The sequence below is a fragment of the Streptomyces sp. TP-A0356 genome (assembly GCF_001417775.1).
GTDB lineage: Bacteria > Actinomycetota > Actinomycetes > Streptomycetales > Streptomycetaceae > Streptomyces.
Map to the genome: position 1 here is coordinate 81,432 of NZ_BBZJ01000028.1, position 19,147 is coordinate 100,578.

Here is a 19,147-nt window from a genome sequence, read left to right on the forward strand (position 1 = left end):
GACGAACATCGGGGGGTCCGGGGGACGGAGCCCCCGGAGTGGTTCACCTGCTCAACCCCGGAGGGTCACGTGCCCGTGAGGTGTTCGGGCCGTACCGGCGTCCTGTCGAGCTCCAGGCCCGTGGCGTTGCGGATCGCCGCGAGGACGGCCGGAGTCGAGGACAGGGTGGGGGCCTCGCCGATGCCGCGCAGCCCGTACGGTGCGTGCTCGTCGGCGAGTTCGAGCACGTCGACGGGGATGGTCGGCGTGTCGAGGATGGTGGGGATCAGATAGTCCGTGAAGGAGGGGTTCTTCACCTTCGCCGTCTTCGGGTCGACGACGATCTCCTCCATGACCGCGATGCCCAGGCCCTGGGTGGTACCGCCCTGGATCTGGCCCACGACGGACAGCGGGTTGAGGGCCTTGCCGACGTCCTGGGCGCAGGCCAGTTCGATGACCTTGACCAGGCCCAGCTCGGTGTCGACCTCGACGACGGCGCGGTGCGCGGCGAAGGAGTACTGGACGTGACCGTTGCCCTGGCCGGTGCGCAGGTCGAAGGGTTCGGTCGGCCGGTGCCGCCACTGCGCCTCGACCTCGACGGCCTCGTCACCGAGGACGTCCACCAGGTCGGCGAGCACCTCGCCGGCGTCGGTGACCACCTTGCCGCCCTCCAGGAGCAGCTCGGCGGTGGCCCAGGCGGGGTGGTAGGAGCCGAACGTGCGGCGCCCCACCTCCAGCACCCGCTCACGCACCAGCTCGCACGCGTTCTTCACGGCGCCGCCGGTGACGTACGTCTGGCGCGAGGCCGAGGTCGAACCGGCGCTGCCCACCTGGGTGTCCGCCGGGTGGATCGTCACCTGGGTGACGCCCAGCTCGGTACGGGCGATCTGCGCGTGGACGGTGACACCGCCCTGGCCGACCTCCGCCATGGCCGTGTGCACGGTGGCGACGGGCTCGCCCGCGATGACCTCCATGCGCACCTTGGCGGTGGAGTAGTCGTCGAAGCCCTCGGAGAAGCCGACGTTCTTGATGCCGACGGCGTAACCCACACCCCGTACGACGCCTTCGCCGTGCGTGGTGTTGGACAGACCGCCCGGCAGCTGCCGTACGTCCGCGCCCTCGGAGCTCTCCCACTGGCGCTCCGGCGGCATGGGCATCGCCTTGACCCGGCGCAGGAGTTCGGCGACGGGGGCCGGGGAGTCGACCGGCTGGCCGGTCGGCATGATCGTGCCCTGTTCCATGGCGTTGAGCTGCCGGAAGTCCACGGGGTCCATGCCGAGTTCCTTGGCCACCTTGTCCATCTGCGCCTCGTAGGCGAAGCACGCCTGGACCGCGCCGAAGCCGCGCATGGCGCCGCAGGGCGGGTTGTTGGTGTAGAGGGCGATGGCCTCGATGTCGACGTCGTCCACGACGTACGGGCCGATGCCCAGCGAGGAGGCGTTGCCGACGACCGCCGGGGAGGCGGAGGCGTAGGCGCCGCCGTCCAGGACGATACGGCACGTCACATGGGTCAACTTGCCGTCGTGCGTGGCCCCGTGCTCGTAGTACAGCTTCGCGGGGTGGCGGTGGACATGGCCGAAGAAGGACTCGAAGCGGTTGTAGACGATCTTGACCGGCTTGCCGGTGCGCAGCGCCAGCAGGCAGGCGTGGATCTGCATGGACAGGTCCTCGCGGCCGCCGAACGCGCCACCGACGCCGGCCAGCGTCATCCGCACCTTCTCCGGCGGCAGGCCGAGGACCGGCGCGATCTGCCGCAGGTCGGAGTGGAGCCACTGGGTGGCGACGTAGAGGTCGACGCCGCCGTCCTCCGCGGGGACCGCCAGACCGGACTCCGGGCCGAGGAAGGCCTGGTCCTGCATGCCGAAGTGGTACTCGCCCCTGACGATGACGTCGGCCCGGCGGCGGGCCTCCGCCACGTCGCCGCGGACGATCGGCTGGCGATGGACGATGTTCGGGTGGGGGACGTGGCCGATGTGGTGGTCGGTGCGGTTCTCGTGGACGAGGACCGCGTCCGGGGCGGTCGCGGACGCCTCGTCGGTGACGACCGGGAGTTCCCGGTACTCGACCTTGATCTTGGCGGCGGCGCGCCGCGCGGTCTCCGGGTGGTCGGCGGCGACGATCGCGACCGGCTCGCCGTGGTGGCGCACCTTGCCGTGGGCGAGGACCGGGGTGTCCTGTATCTCCAGGCCGTAGTTCTTCACGTCGGTGGGCAGGTCGTCGTACGTCATGACGGCGTGGACGCCCGGTGTCGCGAGGGCCTCGGCGGTGTCGATGGACACGATCTCGGCGTGCGCGACCGTGGAGCGGAGGATCTGACCCCACAGCATGTCCTCGTGCCACATGTCGGACGAGTACGCGAACTCGCCGGTGACCTTGAGGGTGCCGTCCGGGCGGAGCGTGGACTCGCCGATGCCGCCCCTGGTCTGCGAGCCCTGTGTGATCTTCGTGGGAGCACCGTTGGGCATGCTCAGACCTCCTCGGACTGCCGGGCGGCCGCCAATCGGACCGCGTCCATGATCTTCTCGTAGCCGGTGCATCGGCACAGGTTGCCCGAGAGGGCCTCGCGGATGTCCGCGTCGGTCGGGTTCGGGTTGCGCTCCAGCATCTCGTCGGCCGCGACCAGCAGGCCCGGGGTGCAGAAGCCGCACTGGACGGCGCCGGCATCGATGAACGCCTGCTGGATCGGGGAGAGTTCCACGCCCTCGCCGGTCTGGGAATCGGTGCCCTCGGCCTCCCAGCGCTTGGTCCCGTCGAGGGACGTGCCGCACGCGCCGGTCCCGCAGGAGCGCTGCTTCGCGTAGTCCGCCAGGCCCTCCACGGTGACGACCTCGCGGCCCTCCACCTGGCCTGCGGCGACCAGGCAGGAGCACACCGGCACGCCGTCCAGGCGGACCGTGCAGGAGCCGCATTCGCCCTGCTCGCAGGCGTTCTTGGAGCCCGGGAGGCCCAGGCGCTCACGCAGCACGTACAGCAGGGACTCGCCCTCCCACACGTCGTCGGCTTCCTGGGGACGTCCGTTGACAGTGAAGTTGACGCGCATTACGCGGCTCCCTCCGAGGCGCGGTGGGCGCCGCGGTACGACTCCCAGGTCCAGGTCAGCGTGCGGCGGGCCATGACACCGACCGCGTGCCGGCGGTAGCTCGCGGTGCCCCGGACGTCGTCGATCGGGTTGCAGGCCCCGGAGCACAGGTCGGCGAACTGCTTGGCGACCGAGGGGGTGATGATCTTGCCGTTGTCCCAGAAGCCGCCCTCGTCGAGCGCCGCGTTCAGGAACTCCTCGGCGGCCTTGGCGCGGACGGGGGTGGGCGCGGCCGAGCCGATGCCGGTGCGGACCGTGCGGGTCTCGGGGTGCAGGGCGAGGCCGAAGGCGCACACGGCGATCACCATGGCGTTGCGGGTGCCGACCTTCGAGTACTGCTGGGGGCCGTCGGCCTTCTTGATGTGGACGGCCCGGATCAGCTCGTCGGGGGCGAGGGCGTTGCGCTTGACGCCGGTGTAGAACTCGTCGATCGGGATGCGGCGGGAACCGCGCACGGACTCGGCCTCGACCTCGGCGCCCGCCGCGAGGAGGGCGGGGTGGGCGTCCCCGGCCGGGGAGGCCGTGCCGAGGTTGCCCCCGACGCCGCCGCGGTTGCGGATCTGCGGGGAGGCGACCGTGTGGGAGGCGAGGGCGAGACCCGGCAGCTCGGTCCGCAGATGCTCCATGATCCCGGTGTACGGCACCGAGGCCCCGAGCCGCACGCTGTCCTCGCCGACCTCCCACTCGTAGAGCTCGCCGATGCGCCCCAGGTCCATCAGGTACTCGGGCCGCCGGTGGTCGAAGTTGATCTCGACCATCACATCGGTGCCACCCGCAATCGGCACGGCGGTGGGGTGCTCTGCCTTGGCGGCGAGCGCCTCCTCCCAGCTTGCGGGGCGAAGGAAGTCCATGACCGGCTCTCTTCTTCGTCTCGTGGGTCGTACGGATCGAGCCAGATTCTGGTGCGGCCGGCCCGGCTCGTTCATGTGCTGTTCACGCGGAGTGGAGTCAGTACACCGTCCCGCCCTCTGCCCGGGTCAGTCACCGAAACCATGAAGGAGTTGGCTGGTGAGGGCCCCCATCTTGTAGATTCATATGAACGGAGGCCATCAGTAACCTCGCCGGTTTCCTCTGGAAACACAGCACACGGCCGGGGGACACCGCGAGGTCAGCTTCCAAAGGCCCAGGACAACGCCCTGGGTCCCGCCCTCGGAGGCCGAGAACACCCTCCTGCGGACGCCGTGGGCGCGCTCCGGACGGGGGACGAACCTCCTCTCGGAGTCCGAGGACCCGGCCGCCGGGCCCTCACCCCTGACCGAACATAGATTTCTGGACAAGAACGGCGGCGACGACATGCGGCTGCGCGCACTGCTGAACACCGACGCGCTGGGGTTGCGGCTGCTCGGCGGTGAGGACGAGCTGGACCGCACCGTCCGCGGTGTGATGACCACGGACCTCAAGGACCCCAGCCGCTATCTCTCCGGTGGTGAACTGGTCCTCACGGGCCTGGCCTGGCGGCACGACGCGGCCGACTCCGAGCCCTTCGTCCGCATTCTCGCAGGGGCGGGCGTCGCCGCGCTCGCCGCGGGCGAGGCCGAGCTCGGCGACATCCCGGACGACCTCGTCGTGGCCTGCGCCCGGCACCGCCTGCCGCTGTTCGCCGTCCACGAGTCGGTGGCGTTCGCCACGATCACCGAGCACGTGGTGCGGCAGGTCTCCGGGGAGCGGGCCGGGGACCTGGCGGCCGTCGTGGACCGGCATCGGCGCATGATGACCTCGGGCCCGGCGGGCGGCGGCCCGGACGTGGTCCTGGACCTGCTCGGGTCCGATCTGGACCTGCGCGCCTGGGTCCTCTCCCCCACCGGCCGTCCCATCGCGGGACCGGCGCCGGGACTGCCCGCGGACGTGTGCGCCGGGCTGGCCTCCGGGCATCTGGCGGCGGCGCGCACCGGCCGCCGCGGACCGCACCGGGTGACGGTCGACGCGACCACCTACTCGCTCTTCCCGATCCGCAGCAGCGGCCGTTCGGGCGGCGCCTCGCGGGACGTGCGCGAGACCGTGCTGTCCGACTGGCTGCTCGCCGTCGAGGCGGACGCCGCGGACTGGCCCGAGGAGCGCCTCGACCTGCTCCAGGGCGTCACCCAGCTGATCGCCGTGGAGCGGGACCGGCGGGACGCGGCGCGCACCGTACGGCGGCGGCTGGCCCAGGAGGTCCTGGAGCTGGTGCAGACGGGGGCCGCGCCCGCCGAGATCGCGGCCCGGCTGCGGGTCGCCGCACCCGTGCTGCTGCCCGGCCTCGGGGCGGCCCCGCACTGGCAGGTGGTCGTGGCCCGGGTCGAGTGGGACGGCGGAGAGATCGAGGGCGGCCCGGTCGCCCAGTCGCTCCTGGAGGAGATCCTCGTCGACCCCCTGGCGACCGGTCCGGAGCACTCCGACCGTATCGCCGTGGCCCATACGGGTGACGAGGCCATCGCGCTCGTCCCGCTTCCGGCGGTCTCCTCGGAGCGCGACGGTTTCGAGTCCGGCATCCTGGCCGACGCCCTCCTGGAGGCCGTACGGGACCCGCTGTCCGCCGGGCTCGACGGCGACGGGCGCATCACGCTGGGTGTCAGCGCCGCGGTGCACTCGGCCGAAGGGCTGCGCGGCGCCCTGGAGGAGGCGCGGCACGCCCGCCGGGTCGCCGCCGCGCGCCCCGGGCGGGTCTGCGCGGCCGGCCACCAGGAACTGGCCTCCCACGTGCTGCTGCTGCCGTTCGTCCCGGACGACGTGCGCCGCGCCTTCACGGCCCGGCTCCTGGATCCGCTGCGCGACTACGACCGCAGGCACCGCGCCGAGCTGATCCCGACCCTGGAGGCGTTCCTGGAGTGCGACGGCTCCTGGACCCGCTGCGCCACCCGGCTGCACCTGCACGTCAACACGCTGCGGTACCGCGTCGGGCGTATCGAGCAGTTGACGAGCCGGGACCTCTCGCGGCTGGAGGACAAGCTCGACTTCTTCCTGGCGTTGCGCATGAGCTGAGGTCATGGTGCCGTGGGCACGGCGGCACCACCGGCCGCCGCTGTCCCACGACTTTGTGAAATCCTTCACCCAGCCCCTTGGCCCGGTGCCGCGATTGGTGCTGGAATGCCGCCACCACTCAAAGCTCGATGGCGCGCTCGGGGAGGGCAACGTGGCGCATACCGCCATGTCTGGTACCGGAACGACCGCAGGTGACGATCCACTCCAGACCGCGGTATGGCGGCTGCGCTCGCGCGCCTGCTGGACCGACGCGGCGGCTCTCCTGCAACCGGGGACCGCGCAGGCCTCGCTCCAGCGGGCCTCGCTGCTCGTCGAGCGGTGCCTGTACACGGAGCAGGGCTGGGAGGAGGCCGAGGACGCGCTGCGCACGGCCGAGGCGCAGGCCCACAGCGACGAGGAGCGGGGCGCCGCGGCCTGTGAGCGCGGGCAACTGGCGTACGCCTCCACGCTGCACGGCGTACGGGACCGGGCGGACGAGGCACGCGCCGCGCTCGGCAGGGCCGCCGCGCTGATCCCGCCGGGCGCCGCGGGGCGGGCGCTGCTGGACTTCCGGCGGGGGCTCATCGCCGAGAACCTCGCCCGCTCCCCGCAGGCGGCCCTCGCCGCCCACCGGCGCGCCCACGCGGGCGCGTCCGCGCACGGCGACGCGCTGCTGCTCTCCTTCACCTGGCGCCACCTGGCCGGCCTGGCGCTGCGCGAGGGGGAAGTGGCCGAGGCGCGGCACGGGTTCGCCGAGTCGCTGCGGATCCGCGAGGAACTGGGCTATCTCGTCGGTACGGCTCCGGCGCTGGCGTCGCTCGCGGACACCGAGCCCGAGCCGGAGGCGTCCCGGCTGCGGGCGGAGGCGGGCCGTCTGTTCCGCCTCCTGGGCGGCGTACCGACATGGCTGGCCCGGCAGCTGGCGCCGGTGACACCCGCGCCCGGGCAGGCGGCTTCGTAAGAGCTCCGAACAGAATGGGCGCCCGGCTCTCGGCGTATGCCCGCGGACGCGGGAGGGGGGTCAGACCGCCCCCGCGAAATGCTCCCGCACCAGGGACTGCACCACCGCCAGGTCCTGGGCGACCAGCGCGTCCAGCAGGGCCGTGTGTTCGGCCGCGTCGGCGACCAGGTCGGCGCGGCCGCGGGTGGCGGGGCCGCCGACGAGCGGCCACTGGGCGCGGCGGTGCAAGTCCTCCGCGAGCCGCACCAGCTGCTCGTTGCCCGCGAGGGTGAGCACCGCGCGGTGGAAGGCCCGGTCGGATTCGGTGTACGTCGCCCGGCACCCGGAGGACGCGGCCCGGACGGTCGCGTCGGCCAGCGGGCGCAGTTCCGTCCAGCGTTCGACAGGCACCGTGCGGGCGAGCCGCAGCATCACCGGGACCTCGATCAGTGCCCGGATCTCGGCGAGTTCGGCCAGTTCGCGGGCGCCGCGCACGGCGACGCGGAAGCCCCGGTTGGGCACGACCTCGACGGCTCCCTCCAGGGCGAGCTGCTGCATGGCCTCGCGTACGGGGGTCGCGGACACCCCGAAGCGCTCGCCGAGCGCGGGTCCCGAGTAGACCTCGCCGGGCGTGAGCTCCCCCGCGACCAGGGCGGTGCGCAGGGCGTCGAGGATCTGCCGGCGGACGGAGGCCCGCTGCACGACGGGGCGCCCGCCCTCCGTGACCGCCGGCTCCCCGTCGAGCGGCTCCTGCACCGCGGGCGGGCGTGGGATCGACGGCTCACTGTGGGTGTGCTCACCACGCGTAGAGCCCGCGGCGGAGCCCCGCTCGCGCATCTCGTCCCCCGGCGGCAGCTGCGGCGGCACCCGGGGGGCCTCCGAACCGAAGTCCACGGCCGCCGTCTCGGTGCAGCCCTCAGCGCGGCGGCAACGGGCCTGCTCCACGGGCTCCTCCTCCGGTCCTGGCGGTACTGGGCAGTATGCGGGTCGCTCATGACGGTTGTTACCGCTCGTAAAGCACCTTAGGCACCTTACGCTCCGGTTCACGCACCGATCATCTCGGCTAAGGCAAGCCTGCCCTATGAGCCATGGCTGAACGGCGGTCTCCGCATGCCCCTCCCCGCCTCGCCCCCGTCCGCCGTCGCGGAAGCGTACGCCCGGCTCACCGAGGCGTTCCCGGGACCGACGGTCAGGGAACACCGGTACGCATGGCCGGCCTGTCTGCTGATCACCGTCCCGTGGTTCCTGCGGCGCGGGTGCTGCGGCTCCCCGTGGAGCACGTCGCGTTCCACCGCACCCTCGGGCGGATGGCGGTGCGGATCGCCGCGTTCACCTGCCTGCCCCCCGGGGGATCCGGCGGCCTCCCTGCCCGGCGCCCGGGTCGTGGCGGACGAGGAGGCGTTGCGGAACGAGGCGCGGGCGGCCGTGGCCGAGCACCTGGGTTCCGCTCCTCGCGGGCTTCGGGCCACGTACGCGGCGGCGCGGCCGGGCCCTGTGGGGCATGGCGACGGACGAGGCCGTCGAGGGACTGCGGTACGTCGCCCATCCGCTCGGCGAGGAGCGATGCGCGAGCCGGAGCTGCCGCTGCCGGGCGCCATGAAGCCGTACGCCGGTGCGGCGGCGTTCCGCGAACCGACCGGCCCGGGCGGCGAGTCGCCGCCCACTCGCGACCGGGCGAGCTGCTGCCTGTTCTACCCGCTGCGCCCCGAGGGCGCGTGCGCCACCTGCCCGGGCACCTGCGACGCCGACCGACTCGCCAAGCCGACGGCGGCCACGGGCGGTTGAGGGGGCCTCAGGCACCCCTGCGCCCCGTCCCGCGCCGCATACCGTAAGATCCACCCCGAACAAGGCCCCCACAGGGGTTACAGGCGTTTCACAACTTCCTCACTCGCCGCAGGAACTTTCCGTGGAACCACCCGTACGGGTAGTCTTGTTCGAACTCAACTCCCGCCCCTCAAGCGGCAGTTCGAGCAGAACGCCGCCCTGGGCATCCCCTTGCACTTCCTTGGCGGCCTCTTGCCCCGAAACCCCCTGAGGGCCGGCGGGATTGGGCCACTATGGCGGGCGTTACGCCCTATCCCAATGCAAGGGACCCCAGATGAGACTGACCGACATATCGCTGAACTGGCTGCTTCCGGGCGCCGTACTACTCCTGGGCATGCTGGTGGCGGTGGCGGTGCTCGCGCGCGGCAAGCGGTCCAGGGAGAGCACGGGTGCCGAGGACTCGTGGGAGCGCAGCGAGGAACGCCGCAGGCGCAAGGAGGCAATCTACGGCACGGCCTCCTACGCACTCCTCTTCTGCTGTGCGGCCGTGGCCGCGGCGCTCTCCTTCCACGGCCTGGTGGGCTTCGGCGAGCAGAACCTGAACCTCACCGGCGGATGGCAGTACCTGGTCCCGTTCGGGCTCGACGGCGCGGCGATGTTCTGCTCCGTGCTCGCGGTGCGCGAGGCCAGCCACGGCGACGCGGCGCTCGGCTCCCGGATCCTGGTGTGGACGTTCTCGGCCGCCGCCGCCTGGTTCAACTGGGTGCACGCGCCCAGGGGCCTGGGCCACGCCGGGGCACCGCAGTTCTTCGCGGGCATGTCGCTGTCGGCCGCGGTCCTCTTCGACCGCGCACTCAAGCAGACCCGCCGCGCCGCACTGCGCGAGCAGGGTCTGGTGCCGCGCCCGCTGCCGCAGATCCGCGTCGTCCGCTGGCTGCGGGCGCCCCGCGAGACGTACAAGGCCTGGTCGCTGATGCTTCTGGAGGGCGTGCGCAGCCTGGACGAGGCCGTCGAGGAGGTCCGCGAGGACCGGCGTCACAAGGACCAGAACAAGGCGCGGCGCCGCGAGCAGCAGCGGGTCGAGCGGGCACAGCTCAAGGCGCTCAGCCGCGGCCACCGCTCGCTGACCGGCGGCAACGGCGGACGCCATGTCGAGGTGCAGACCGTGGAGCGCGCGTCCGCTCCGGTCTCCCAGGAGCCTGCCATACCCGCGGCGGAACTGCCCGTGCGTACCCGCCCCTCGCTCCAGCCCGTCCGGAACTCTTCCGCCGACCCGATCACGGTCGACCTCACGGCGGAGGACGACACCATGGCTCTGCCCCGGCTCGACTCCCTGGAGCGCAAGCTCAAGGATCTTGAACAGCAGTTCGGCTGAGACCGGACACCTTCACGGGGAGGGGGCGCGGCACGATGCCGCGCCCCCTCCCCGTGTGTCAGGCCGCTTCCGCGTCCAGTTCGAACCACACCGACTTGCCGACGCCGTGCGTCCGTACGCCCCAGGCGTCCGCGAGGGACTGAACGAGGATCAGACCCCGGCCGTGCGTGCCGTCGTCGGTGTCCGGCATCCGCAGCCTGGGCCTGCGTCCCACGAAATCCCTTACCTCCACGCGGAGCCCACCCGGTGAGACGGTAGCCGTCAGCACCGCGTCGTGGTCCGTGTGGACGAGCGCGTTGGTGACCAGCTCACTGGTGAGCAGTTCGGCTATCTCGGACCGTCCCGGCCTCCCCCAGTGCGTCAGCAGCTCCCGCAGCGCCCTGCGCGCCTCGGGCACCGCCCGTAGATCCGCCCGTCCGAGCCTGCGCCTGAGCTGCGGGCCCCCCGGCCGGAGTGTCGTACCGTCGGTCGTTTCCTCCGCCTTCTTCACCGAGGAGGCCCCGATGACCGCGGGACCGCCTCCTCGTGCTCGCCTCTTCATGACCCCCGCCCGTACGTGGATGCCGAGTCCCCTCCTGCTCCGACACGTTCAGGGGAATCCATGCCCCATTGGGAGTGCGGCAGTCATGTCGAACCGTCAACCACCGAACCATGGGCCCGATCCAGCCCGAATGACGGAACGTCAGGCCACGATCGTTAGGCCAATCGAATTGTTCGTCATATTTTCAGTATGTCCGACATGACACACATCGAGATCATATGTACGTTCAATCACGCATCGGCTAACAGCCGACGTCTCTCAGACAGGAGAACTGATATGGCAACGCGTTCCACCGCTGTTACCGCCGGGCTCGCGGCGGCCGCGGCCCTGGTGGCCACGGGTATCACCTACGCCTCAGCCGCCTCCGAGCCCGCCCAGGCGAGTGCGGTCTCCCCGGCCGCCGTCGCCCCGGCGGCCGGCGGGCCCGCCGTCACCCCCCAGGGCAGCAACGGCAACGGCAACGGCAACAACAACGGCAACAACAACGGCAACAACAACGGCAACTACAACGAGAGCAAGGGCAACGAGGGTCGGGAGCACGAAGGTCGGGAGCACGAGGAGGAGCACCACTTCCGTCGCCACCACGAGGAGGAGGACAGAATCCACGTCAACGAGCGGGACTACGCCGCCGAACCGGGCGGCTGCATCACCGTCGTCAGCGGCCTGGGCGCCAACAGCCTGAACGTCCGCAACGACAGCCACAAGACCGTCGAGGTCTTCAACGGTGCCACCTGCGACAACGGGGCTCCCATCGCCACCGTCGGCCCGCACAGCTCCAGCAACGGGCTCTTCCCCCGCCACGTCCGTGGTGGTGTGAAGGTCAAGCACGGCGTGGTGGGCAGCTTCCGCGTGGTGCGTCACCACGAGTTCGAGGAGCACGAGGAGCACGGTGAGCGCGGTGACCGCGATGAGCGCGGTGACCGCGACCGTAAGTGATCCAGACACCCGCATGACACCTAGAGAACGAGAACCCCGGCCCGCCGGAATCGGGCCGGGGTTCCGGTCTGGGGCGCTAGGGCCGGGGCACGTTGCGCAGGTTGGAGCGGGCCATCTGCAGCATGCGGCCGACGCCTCCGTCCAGCACGATCTTCGAGGCGGAGAGCGCGAAGCCCGTCACCATCTCCGCGCTGATCTTGGGCGGGATGGACAGGGCGTGCGGATCGGTGACGACGTCGACCAGGGCAGGCCCCGGGTGCCGGAAGGCGTCCTTCAGGGCGCCCGCGAGCTGCTTGGGCTTCTCCACCCGGATGCCGTACGCCCCGCACGCGCGGGCCACGGCCGCGAAGTCCGGGTTCTTGGTGGCCGTGCCGTACGAGGGCAGTCCGGCGACCATCATCTCCAGCTCCACCATGCTGAGGGAGGAGTTGTTGAACAGCACCACCTTCACCGGAAGGTCGTACTGCACCAGGGTCAGGAAGTCCCCCATCAGCATGGAGAACCCGCCGTCGCCGGACATCGACACGACCTGCCGTCCACGGTCGACGAACTGGGCGCCGATCGCCATCGGCAGCGCGTTCGCCATCGAGCCGTGGGAGAACGAACCGATGATGCGGCGGCGGCCGTTGGGCGAGATGTAGCGGGCGGCCCATACGTTGCACATCCCGGTGTCGACCGTGAAGACCGCGTCCTCGTCGGCGAGCTCGTCCAGGACCGATGCCACGTACTCGGGGTGGATCGGAACGTGCTTGTCGACCTTGCGCGTGTACGCCTTCACCACGCCTTCCAGCGCGTCGGCGTGTTTCTTCAGCATCCTTTCCAGGAAGCGGCGGTTCTCCTTGGGCCGCACCCGGGGGATGAGACTGTGCAGGGTCTCCTTGACGTCGCCCCACACCGCGAGGTCCAGCTTGGAGCGGCGGCCCAGGTTCTCCGGGCGTATGTCCACCTGGGCGATCGCCACGTCGTCCGGAAGGAAGGCGTTGTACGGGAAGTCGGTGCCCAGCAGGATCAGCAGGTCGCACTCGTGGGTGGCCTCGTATGCGGCGCCGTAGCCGAGCAGGCCGCTCATGCCGACGTCGTACGGGTTGTCGTACTGGATCCACTCCTTGCCCCGCAGGGCGTGCCCCACCGGGGACTTGATCTTCCCTGCCAGCTCCATGACCTCGGCGTGGGCGCCCGCCGTGCCGCTGCCGCAGAAGAGGGTGACCTTCTCCGCCGCGTCGATCATCGCCACGAGCTTGTCGATCTCGGCGTCACCCGGGCGGACGGTGGGTCGCGAGGTGACCAGGGCGGTCTGGGCCGGCTTGTCGGGGGCGGGCTGGTCGGCGATGTCACCCGGGAGCGCGACGACGCTCACCCCGCTTCGGCCTATCGCGTTCTGGATGGCCGTCTGCAGCAGGCGGGGCATCTGCTTCGGGTTGGATATGAGCTCGCAGTAGTGGCTGCACTCGCGGAACAGCTGGTCGGGGTGGGTCTCCTGGAAGTAGCCGAGGCCGATCTCGCTGGAGGGTATGTGCGAGGCGAGGGCGAGCACCGGGGCCATCGAGCGGTGGGCGTCGTACAGGCCGTTGACGAGATGGAGGTGGCCCGGACCGCAGGAGCCCGCGCAGGCGGTCAGCCTCCCGGTTATCTGCGCCTCGGCGCCCGCGGCGAAGGCGGCGGTCTCCTCGTGCCGCACATGCACCCAGTCGATGGCGGAGTTGCGGCGGACGGCGTCCACGATCGGGTTGAGGCTGTCGCCGACCACCCCGTAGAGGCGTTTGACTCCCGCGCGGGCAAGGATGTCGACGAACTGATCGGCGACGTTCTGCTTGGCCATGGATCATGCACCCCTTCGGTCTGCCTGAATCCATCAATCCACAGCCGCCGCGATCACGCCTCCCAAACAGCGGCCGCCGTGCGGTCGTCGGCGTAGCCCTTCACCCTCACCAGGGTGTCCGCGAGGAAGGCGGCCAGACCCGGCGGTTCGCCCCCCGACCAGCGGGCCGTCAGGTGCTCCGCGAGCTCCGGTTCGCCCCGCAGCGGGTCGGCGAGGCCGCTGGAGCACAGCAGCAGCATGTCACCCGGGCGGGCGATGGACGTGCGGAACCGGAAGGGGTCGCGGGGCGGTTCGGGCGCCGGCTCGTAGGGGCTCGGGGGCGTCGTGATGCCCAGGTCCATGGTCAGCCGGTCGCCCTCGGGGGTCTCGGACGGCAACGACCCGAAACCGACCACCGGCTCCCCGGCCGCCTCGGCGACCTGCGGCTCGATGTCCTGCCAGTCGCCGTCCCGCAGCCGGAAGAGCCCTCCTGGGCCCACACCGAAGAAGACACGCGTACGGCAGGCGGGGTCGGCCGGCAGCAGCAGACAGCGCAGCGAGGCGGTGTACTCCTCGGGCCCGACACCCTGCTCGGCCGCGCTGGCGCGGAGCTTGCCGAGGCTGCGGTCGGTGAGCCGGTGCAGACCCGACTTCAGGTCGCCGCGCCGGGCGGCCCGGATGTCCTCGCCGAGGCGGACGTGACTGCGCCCGACGGACCGTCCGATCCAGTGACACGCCTCCGCGGCGGCCCGGTGCGCCCCGGGCGTGGCCCGTGCGCCCGTGGCCACGACGACGAGGACGAGCGCCTGGTCGCCGGTGCCGAAGCGGGCGGTGAGCAGGGCGTCCCGGCGCGGCTCGCCCCGGTAGCGGCCCGAGTCTCCGCGCACCGAGGCCGCGCGCAGGGTGCAGGCCCCGTAGCGCGCCCCGTCCAGCACGGTGTCGGGGACCAGGTCGTCGAGGTCGTCGGGATCCGCGAGCGGGAGGGCGGTCGGCTCGGAGTGGTAGGTGGGGGGTCCGGATCCCACATGGGCGACCGGAGGCGGGGTGCGCGGGACGGTGAGCCGGGGCGGCACGGCAGCTGAGGCTTCAGGGGCCGAGGAGGCCGGTGGTCCGTCGCCGGGCGGCGAGGGCGGGGCGTGGGGAGCGAGCCCCCGCGGGGCGGCCTCGAACGGAGGCACCGGGGGCGGCGAGGGCATCGCGGCCGGGCGGGGCGTCGGGGGATGGGAGGCATCGGCCCCGGGGCGGTCCGTGGGGTGAGCCGGGCGGTCCGTGGGGTGAGCCGCGTCGGGCGGAGGGCGGTCGGGGAGCGGCGGCAGGTCCGCCGGAGGGCGGGGTGCGCCGGCCGGGACGGGGGGCGCGGTGGCGGGCGGGTGGACGGGTGGGAGCGGGGTGGGCGACGGGTCCGCCGCGGCGCCGCTGCGCGGCGGCTCCGCGTGGAAGCCCGGAGGCTTCGGTCCGGGCGGGAAGGTCAGGGGGCCCGACGGCCGGGTGGACGGGGGTTCCCAGGGCGCGGGCCCCCGGGGAGCTCCCTCGGGCCGCAGGTCGCCGGGCCCGGCGGCGGCCCCCGTCTCGGCGCCCGTCTCCGGCCTGAAGGCGTCCGCGTACGCCCCTCCGACCCCTCCGTCCCCTCCGGCCCCTTCGAGAGGAGCGGATCCGCTGCCCTGCGGCGCGCTGCCGACGTCCGGCTCCGCGCCCCGTTGCTCCGGGACGAGCGGCGGGGCCTCGGCGCGGGGCGGCGCCCCGGCTCCCTCCCCGGCGGTCGACCGGCCCACCGTCCCCGACGCTGAGGCGAAGCGGTCGTCGAGGGTGTCGGCCGCGGGGGCCGGACCGGTGTCCCCGGTCGAGTCGTCGTACAACTGCCCCCACCAGTCGTCCTCGTGACCGGTCGGCTTCTCCCCCTGCTGACTCATGCCCCCAATTGTCCACCGCGCGGGGCGTATCGAAACGGGGCATCCGGAAATTCCGGCCAGCCGACCGGCTGCCCGACGGCGTGTCGGACGCCACCTCGAACGGCGATACGAAACCGGCCACGGCGAGGCGGACCGCCGGACGATCCCACCCCCCACAGGGGAACCGCCCGGCGGTGCCGAGGTGACGGAGCCCGGCACGCCTCCGGCGCTCCGTCACGTTCTTATGGGCCGCGTCGGCCCCGACGTCCGCATCCGCGCAGGCCGATCGGGCCCCGGACGGGCATTCCCGGACAGCGTGTGGTGCCTCGGTGGCGTCACCTTGGCAGAGAGACGAGGGGTACGGCGATGATGTGCCGAGGCGGGTTTGCGCCGTGGCCGTTTCCCGCCACGGCCCGCACCATGAGGTCTTGTCTTCGGGGAGGGACAACGGCTGATGCTGGCAGCGATAGGGCTGGACGAGACGCACGAGTCGGCATACCGGGCACTGGTGTCCGTGGGCGCCGCCGACGTGCCCGATCTCGCGCGGCGGCTGACACTCGGCGAGCACGCCACCGAGCGCGCCCTGCGCCGGCTGGAGCGGCACGGACTCGCGGCCCAGTCGTCGGCACGGCCCGGCCGCTGGGTCGCGGCACCGCCCGGGGTGGCGCTCGGCGCGCTGCTCGCCCAGCAGCGGCACGAGTTGGAGAAGGCCGAGCTGGCGGCCGCCCTGCTCGCCGAGGAGTACCGGGCGGCGGCCGCCGAACCCGCGGTGCACGACCTTGTCGAGGTGGTCACCGGCGCGGACGCGGTCACCCAGCGCTTCCTGCAGCTCCAGCTCGGAGCGACCGAGGAGGTGTGCGCCCTGGTCACCGGCCATCCGGTCGTCGTGACCGGCATGGAGAACGACGCGGAGGAACAGGCGGCCAGCCGCGGCGTCCGCTACCGGGTGGTGGTCGAACGGGCGGTGCTCGACCGGCCCGACGGCATCACCGAGCTGACCGCCGCGCTCGACCGCGACGAACAGGTGCGGGTCGCGGACACGGTGCCGACCAAGCTGGTGGTCGCCGACCGGTCGCTCGCCATGGTGCCGCTCACCTCGCACACCGCGGAGCCGGCCGCGCTCGTCGTGCACGCGAGCGGACTCCTGCAGCTGCTGTCCGGTCTCTTCGAGTCGGTGTGGCGGGACGCTCTGCCCCTGCGGCTCGGGGCGTCCGGCGTCATCGAGCAGGGACCCGACGGTCCCGACAGCACCGATCTGGAAGTCCTGTCCCTGTTGCTCGCCGGGCTGACCGACGCGAGCGTCGCCAAACAGCTGGACCTGGGCCTGAGGACCGTACAGCGCCGGGTGAAGCGGCTGATGGAGCTGACCGGTGTGACGACCCGCCTGCAGCTGGGCTGGCACGCGTACGAACGGGGCTGGGTGGCGCGGCACTGACCTGCGCCGCGGCGCCCTGGGTCGGGCGGCTCCGGCGTGCCCGCGGAGCTGTTCACCTGTCTGCCGATCGCCGGGGCGTGGCCGGGCGCGGTGATGTGGGCCCGACGGGTCCGCCAGGCGCCCGTCAGCCGGTGAGTTCCTCCAGGTCGATGGTGTCGGCGAGCGCCTTCATGCCCGCGTCGTTGAAGTGGAGGTGGTCGCCCGGGTCATAGGCCGGCTGAATGCGGTCGGGCCGGCCCGGGTCGCGCACGGCCGCGTCGAAGTCCGCGACCCCGTCGAAGAGTCCACTGCGGATGAGACCGTTGACCTCGTGCCGCAGTCCCTCGCGGGCCGGAGTCCAGCTCGGATGACCGCCGAACGGGGTGAGGGTGGCGCCGATGACGCGGACGCCGTGGGCATGGGCGCGGGCCACGATCAGGCGGTACGCGCGCACGAGGGCGCCCGGGTCGGTCTGCGGTGGAGAGCCCTTCAGGTCGTTGACGCCCTCCAGGACGATCGCCGTGCGTACTCCGGCACGGGAGAGGACGTCGGCGTCGAGGCGGGCCAGGGCGCTCGGGCCCACGCCGTCGCGCAGCAGCCGGTTGCCGGAGATCCCGGCGTTCAGGATGCCGGGCCGCCGGTCCGGGGACAGGGCGCGCAGGCGCAGCGAAAGGAGGTCGGGCCAGCGGCGGTTGGCGCCGTACGAGGATCCGGTGCCGTCGGTGAGGGAGTCGCCGAGCGCGACGACACTGCCCGCGACGGCCTGCCGCAGCACGTCGACACCGGTGACGTAGAACCAGTGGGAGACCCTGGTCGAGTAGGCGGCTCCGCCGGTGTCGGCGGCGCGGTTGCCGTGACTGGCCAGGAAGTTGGCCCCCAGGGCATCACGGTGGTAGGTCGCCGGGCCGGAGTCGGTGGGGGTGTGCACGGTCACGAGGAGGTTGGCGTCGGCCGGGACCCGGAGGCGGACGGGGTCGGTGACGCGGTCCTGCCCCACCGGGACGGTCACGGAGGTCGCACCGGAGAAGGTGGCGGTCCGCAGGGAGCCCGGCACGGCGTCGGGGCCGGGCGCGTTCGGGCGCTGCAACGCCACGGTGACGGCGTCCAGCCGGAGCGGGGCGGTGCCGAGGCGGTTGGAGACGCGGATACGGGCCGCGCCGCCGCCGACGCTGGTGTGCACGACGTTGCGGATCGAGGCACCGGGCAGGGCGGGGGCGGTTCCGGAAGGGGCGGCCTCCCAGGTGCCGGTCCAGTGCGGGGCCGTCTCGGGCCAGGTGGAGGCGCCCGGGAAGGTGGCCGCGGTCGACGCGACGGTGAGCACCAGGACGGCGAGGCAGCGGCGCCGTGCTCCGGTCGCGCGGGCCAGTTGGATCATACGGACGCGCCCTTTCCTCGCCGACGGCCCCGGGCGCGGGGCCGGGAAGCGCTCGATGTCTTCCCGGGACACGCCGACCGCTTAACACCCCGTCACACCGTTGGACGCACGGTGAGCGCCCGGCCGTCGGAGAACGTCCCGGGCCGTCGCGGCCCGGCCGGGCGGGCCAGGCGAGCCGACGGCCCGGGGCCCCGACCTGGTGCGAGGAACCCCTGCGACGCGGGCCCCGGGGGTGCTTGGCTGCCGTCATGACCGAATTCAGCGAGGCCGAGCGCGTGTATCTGCGCTCGCAGCGACTCGGACGACTGGCCACCGTCGATCCGCACGGACAGCCCCAGGCCAACCCGGTCGGCTTCTTCCTCCAGGAGGACGGGACGATCCTGATCGGCGGACTGGCCATGGGCTCCACCAAGAAATGGCGGAACCTGCAGAAGAACCCGAAAGTGGCGCTCGTCGTCGACGACATCGTGAGCCTGAGCCCCTGGCGGGTGCGCGGTGTCGACATCCGCGGGGAGGCCGAACTCCTCACCGGGCCCCATGGGTTGGGCGCACACTTCAGCGAGGAGGTGATCCGCGTCCGGCCGCGGCGGATCCACAGTTGGGGTCTGACCGGTGAGCGAGCGCCCTAGAGCGCACCCTCCATCGTGAGCAGCCGCAGCTTGCGGTCGAGGCCGCCCGCGTAACCGGTGAGGGTGCCGTTCGCGCCGATCACGCGGTGGCAGGGACGGACGATGAGCAGCGGATTGGCGCCGATCGCTCCGCCGATGGCGCGGACGGCGACCCGGGGCGCACCGATCAGTCCCGCGATCGCGCCGTACGTCGTGGTCGCGCCGTACGGCACGGAGTCGAGCGCGGCCCAGACCCGCTCGCGGAACTCGGAGCCGTCCGTGCGCAACTCCAGCCGGAACTCCTTGAGTTCACCGGCGAAGTACGCGACGAGCTGCCGCTCGGCCTCGCGGAAGAGGGTGGGCGTGTGCCGCCACTCCGGCCGGAGGGTGCGTCCGCCCTTCTGGCCGGGCACGGACAGCGAGGTGAGGGCGCCGGACGCGTCGGCGGTGAGCAGAAGCGGGCCGACGGGGCTGTCGAGGGTGGTGTAGTGGACACCGTCGTACTGGGCCAT

The 19,147-nt window shown here is 72.5% G+C and carries 15 protein-coding genes and 1 pseudogene; 7 read left to right on the forward strand and 9 right to left on the reverse strand.

Annotation, left to right across the window (positions count from 1 at the left end):
* Window positions 1-65: 65 nt before the first annotated feature.
* Genes ASC56_RS29450 through ASC56_RS29460 form a run of 3 tightly spaced genes read right to left on the reverse strand, consistent with a single transcriptional unit; the run spans window position 66 to window position 3,909 of the window.
* Window positions 66-2,444 (reverse strand): xanthine dehydrogenase family protein molybdopterin-binding subunit, encoded by a 2,379-nt coding sequence (locus tag ASC56_RS29450; RefSeq protein ID WP_055494615.1) that lies wholly within the window; start codon window positions 2,442-2,444, stop codon window positions 66-68.
* A 2-nt stretch (window positions 2,445-2,446) separates the two neighbouring features.
* Window positions 2,447-3,019, reverse strand: a complete 573-nt coding sequence (locus tag ASC56_RS29455) for a (2Fe-2S)-binding protein (protein ID WP_055494616.1) — start codon at window positions 3,017-3,019, stop codon at window positions 2,447-2,449.
* On the reverse strand, window positions 3,019-3,909 hold the full coding sequence (locus tag ASC56_RS29460) for a xanthine dehydrogenase family protein subunit M (protein WP_055494617.1): 891 nt from the start codon (window positions 3,907-3,909) through the stop codon (window positions 3,019-3,021). Before ASC56_RS29460 ends, ASC56_RS29455 begins: the two co-directional genes overlap by 1 nt.
* 442 nt (window positions 3,910-4,351) lie before the next feature.
* On the opposite strand from ASC56_RS29460, the gene ASC56_RS29465 reads away from it, so the two are divergent.
* Together ASC56_RS29465 and ASC56_RS29470 are read left to right on the forward strand one after the other, a co-directional pair.
* Window positions 4,352-6,016, forward strand: a complete 1,665-nt coding sequence (locus ASC56_RS29465; protein ID WP_055494618.1) for a PucR family transcriptional regulator ligand-binding domain-containing protein — start codon at window positions 4,352-4,354, stop codon at window positions 6,014-6,016.
* Window positions 6,017-6,167: 151 nt separating this feature from the next.
* The gene (locus ASC56_RS29470) at window positions 6,168-6,956 is read left to right on the forward strand and encodes a hypothetical protein (protein WP_055494619.1); all 789 of its coding nucleotides are present in this window, start codon (window positions 6,168-6,170) and stop codon (window positions 6,954-6,956) included.
* A 60-nt stretch (window positions 6,957-7,016) separates the two neighbouring features.
* Here the strand turns inward: ASC56_RS29470 and ASC56_RS29475 are convergent, their stop codons facing one another.
* Complete coding sequence (locus ASC56_RS29475) at window positions 7,017-7,880, reverse strand: GntR family transcriptional regulator (RefSeq protein ID WP_371330310.1); 864 nt, start codon at window positions 7,878-7,880, stop codon at window positions 7,017-7,019.
* Window positions 7,881-8,045: 165 nt separating this feature from the next.
* On the opposite strand from ASC56_RS29475, the pseudogene ASC56_RS29480 reads away from it, so the two are divergent.
* A pseudogene (locus ASC56_RS29480) lies at window positions 8,046-8,720 on the forward strand ((2Fe-2S)-binding protein).
* A 313-nt stretch (window positions 8,721-9,033) separates the two neighbouring features.
* Complete coding sequence (locus ASC56_RS29485) at window positions 9,034-10,074, forward strand: DUF2637 domain-containing protein (RefSeq protein ID WP_055494620.1); 1,041 nt, start codon at window positions 9,034-9,036, stop codon at window positions 10,072-10,074.
* A 58-nt stretch (window positions 10,075-10,132) separates the two neighbouring features.
* Here the strand turns inward: ASC56_RS29485 and ASC56_RS29490 are convergent, their stop codons facing one another.
* Complete coding sequence (locus ASC56_RS29490; protein ID WP_079102779.1) at window positions 10,133-10,615, reverse strand: ATP-binding protein; 483 nt, start codon at window positions 10,613-10,615, stop codon at window positions 10,133-10,135.
* 276 nt (window positions 10,616-10,891) lie between these two features.
* On the opposite strand from ASC56_RS29490, the gene ASC56_RS29495 reads away from it, so the two are divergent.
* Window positions 10,892-11,551, forward strand: coding sequence for a hypothetical protein (locus tag ASC56_RS29495; protein ID WP_055494622.1), 660 nt, complete (start codon window positions 10,892-10,894; stop codon window positions 11,549-11,551).
* 76 nt (window positions 11,552-11,627) lie between these two features.
* Here the strand turns inward: ASC56_RS29495 and ASC56_RS29500 are convergent, their stop codons facing one another.
* Window positions 11,628-13,370, reverse strand: a complete 1,743-nt coding sequence (locus ASC56_RS29500; RefSeq protein ID WP_055494623.1) for a pyruvate dehydrogenase — start codon at window positions 13,368-13,370, stop codon at window positions 11,628-11,630.
* A 53-nt stretch (window positions 13,371-13,423) separates the two neighbouring features.
* Entirely contained in the window at window positions 13,424-15,259 is a 1,836-nt protein-coding gene (locus tag ASC56_RS29505) for a PP2C family serine/threonine-protein phosphatase (RefSeq protein ID WP_055494624.1), read from the reverse strand.
* Between the two features lie 433 nt (window positions 15,260-15,692).
* On the opposite strand from ASC56_RS29505, the gene ASC56_RS29510 reads away from it, so the two are divergent.
* Window positions 15,693-16,673 carry a LuxR family transcriptional regulator gene (locus ASC56_RS29510; RefSeq protein WP_055494625.1) on the forward strand — a complete coding sequence of 327 codons (981 nt, stop codon included), beginning with the start codon at window positions 15,693-15,695 and terminating at the stop codon, window positions 16,671-16,673.
* A 124-nt stretch (window positions 16,674-16,797) separates the two neighbouring features.
* Here the strand turns inward: ASC56_RS29510 and ASC56_RS29515 are convergent, their stop codons facing one another.
* Window positions 16,798-18,027: an SGNH/GDSL hydrolase family protein gene (locus ASC56_RS29515; protein ID WP_055494626.1), complete on the reverse strand. Its 1,230-nt coding sequence runs from the start codon at window positions 18,025-18,027 to the stop codon at window positions 16,798-16,800.
* A 248-nt stretch (window positions 18,028-18,275) separates the two neighbouring features.
* Here ASC56_RS29515 and ASC56_RS29520 point away from each other — a divergent pair, with 248 nt between their 5' ends.
* Window positions 18,276-18,656: a PPOX class F420-dependent oxidoreductase gene (locus tag ASC56_RS29520; RefSeq protein ID WP_055494627.1), complete on the forward strand. Its 381-nt coding sequence runs from the start codon at window positions 18,276-18,278 to the stop codon at window positions 18,654-18,656.
* On the opposite strand, the gene ASC56_RS29525 is transcribed toward ASC56_RS29520, so the two are convergent.
* A complete protein-coding gene (locus ASC56_RS29525) occupies window positions 18,653-19,147 on the reverse strand; it encodes a methylated-DNA--[protein]-cysteine S-methyltransferase (RefSeq protein WP_055494628.1) in 495 nt (164 codons plus the stop codon). The two genes, ASC56_RS29520 and ASC56_RS29525, sit on opposite strands and share 4 nt — an antisense overlap.

Bases quoted from the DNA above. Each gene is read 5' to 3' on its own strand.
- ASC56_RS29500 (WP_055494623.1), bottom strand. From the start codon at position 13,370: ATGGCCAAGCAGAACGTCGCCGATCAGTTCGTCGACATCCTTGCCCGC.
- ASC56_RS29495 (WP_055494622.1), top strand. From the start codon at position 10,892: ATGGCAACGCGTTCCACCGCTGTTACCGCCGGGCTCGCGGCGGCCGCG.
- ASC56_RS29510 (WP_055494625.1), top strand. From the start codon at position 15,693: ATGCTGGCAGCGATAGGGCTGGACGAGACGCACGAGTCGGCATACCGG.
- ASC56_RS29505 (WP_055494624.1), bottom strand. From the start codon at position 15,259: ATGAGTCAGCAGGGGGAGAAGCCGACCGGTCACGAGGACGACTGGTGG.
- ASC56_RS29450 (WP_055494615.1), bottom strand. From the start codon at position 2,444: ATGCCCAACGGTGCTCCCACGAAGATCACACAGGGCTCGCAGACCAGG.
- ASC56_RS29455 (WP_055494616.1), bottom strand. From the start codon at position 3,019: ATGCGCGTCAACTTCACTGTCAACGGACGTCCCCAGGAAGCCGACGAC.
- ASC56_RS29465 (WP_055494618.1), top strand. From the start codon at position 4,352: ATGCGGCTGCGCGCACTGCTGAACACCGACGCGCTGGGGTTGCGGCTG.
- ASC56_RS29485 (WP_055494620.1), top strand. From the start codon at position 9,034: ATGAGACTGACCGACATATCGCTGAACTGGCTGCTTCCGGGCGCCGTA.
- ASC56_RS29460 (WP_055494617.1), bottom strand. From the start codon at position 3,909: ATGGACTTCCTTCGCCCCGCAAGCTGGGAGGAGGCGCTCGCCGCCAAG.
- ASC56_RS29525 (WP_055494628.1), bottom strand. From the start codon at position 19,147: ATGGCCCAGTACGACGGTGTCCACTACACCACCCTCGACAGCCCCGTC.
- ASC56_RS29490 (WP_079102779.1), bottom strand. From the start codon at position 10,615: ATGAAGAGGCGAGCACGAGGAGGCGGTCCCGCGGTCATCGGGGCCTCC.
- ASC56_RS29520 (WP_055494627.1), top strand. From the start codon at position 18,276: ATGACCGAATTCAGCGAGGCCGAGCGCGTGTATCTGCGCTCGCAGCGA.
- ASC56_RS29515 (WP_055494626.1), bottom strand. From the start codon at position 18,027: ATGATCCAACTGGCCCGCGCGACCGGAGCACGGCGCCGCTGCCTCGCC.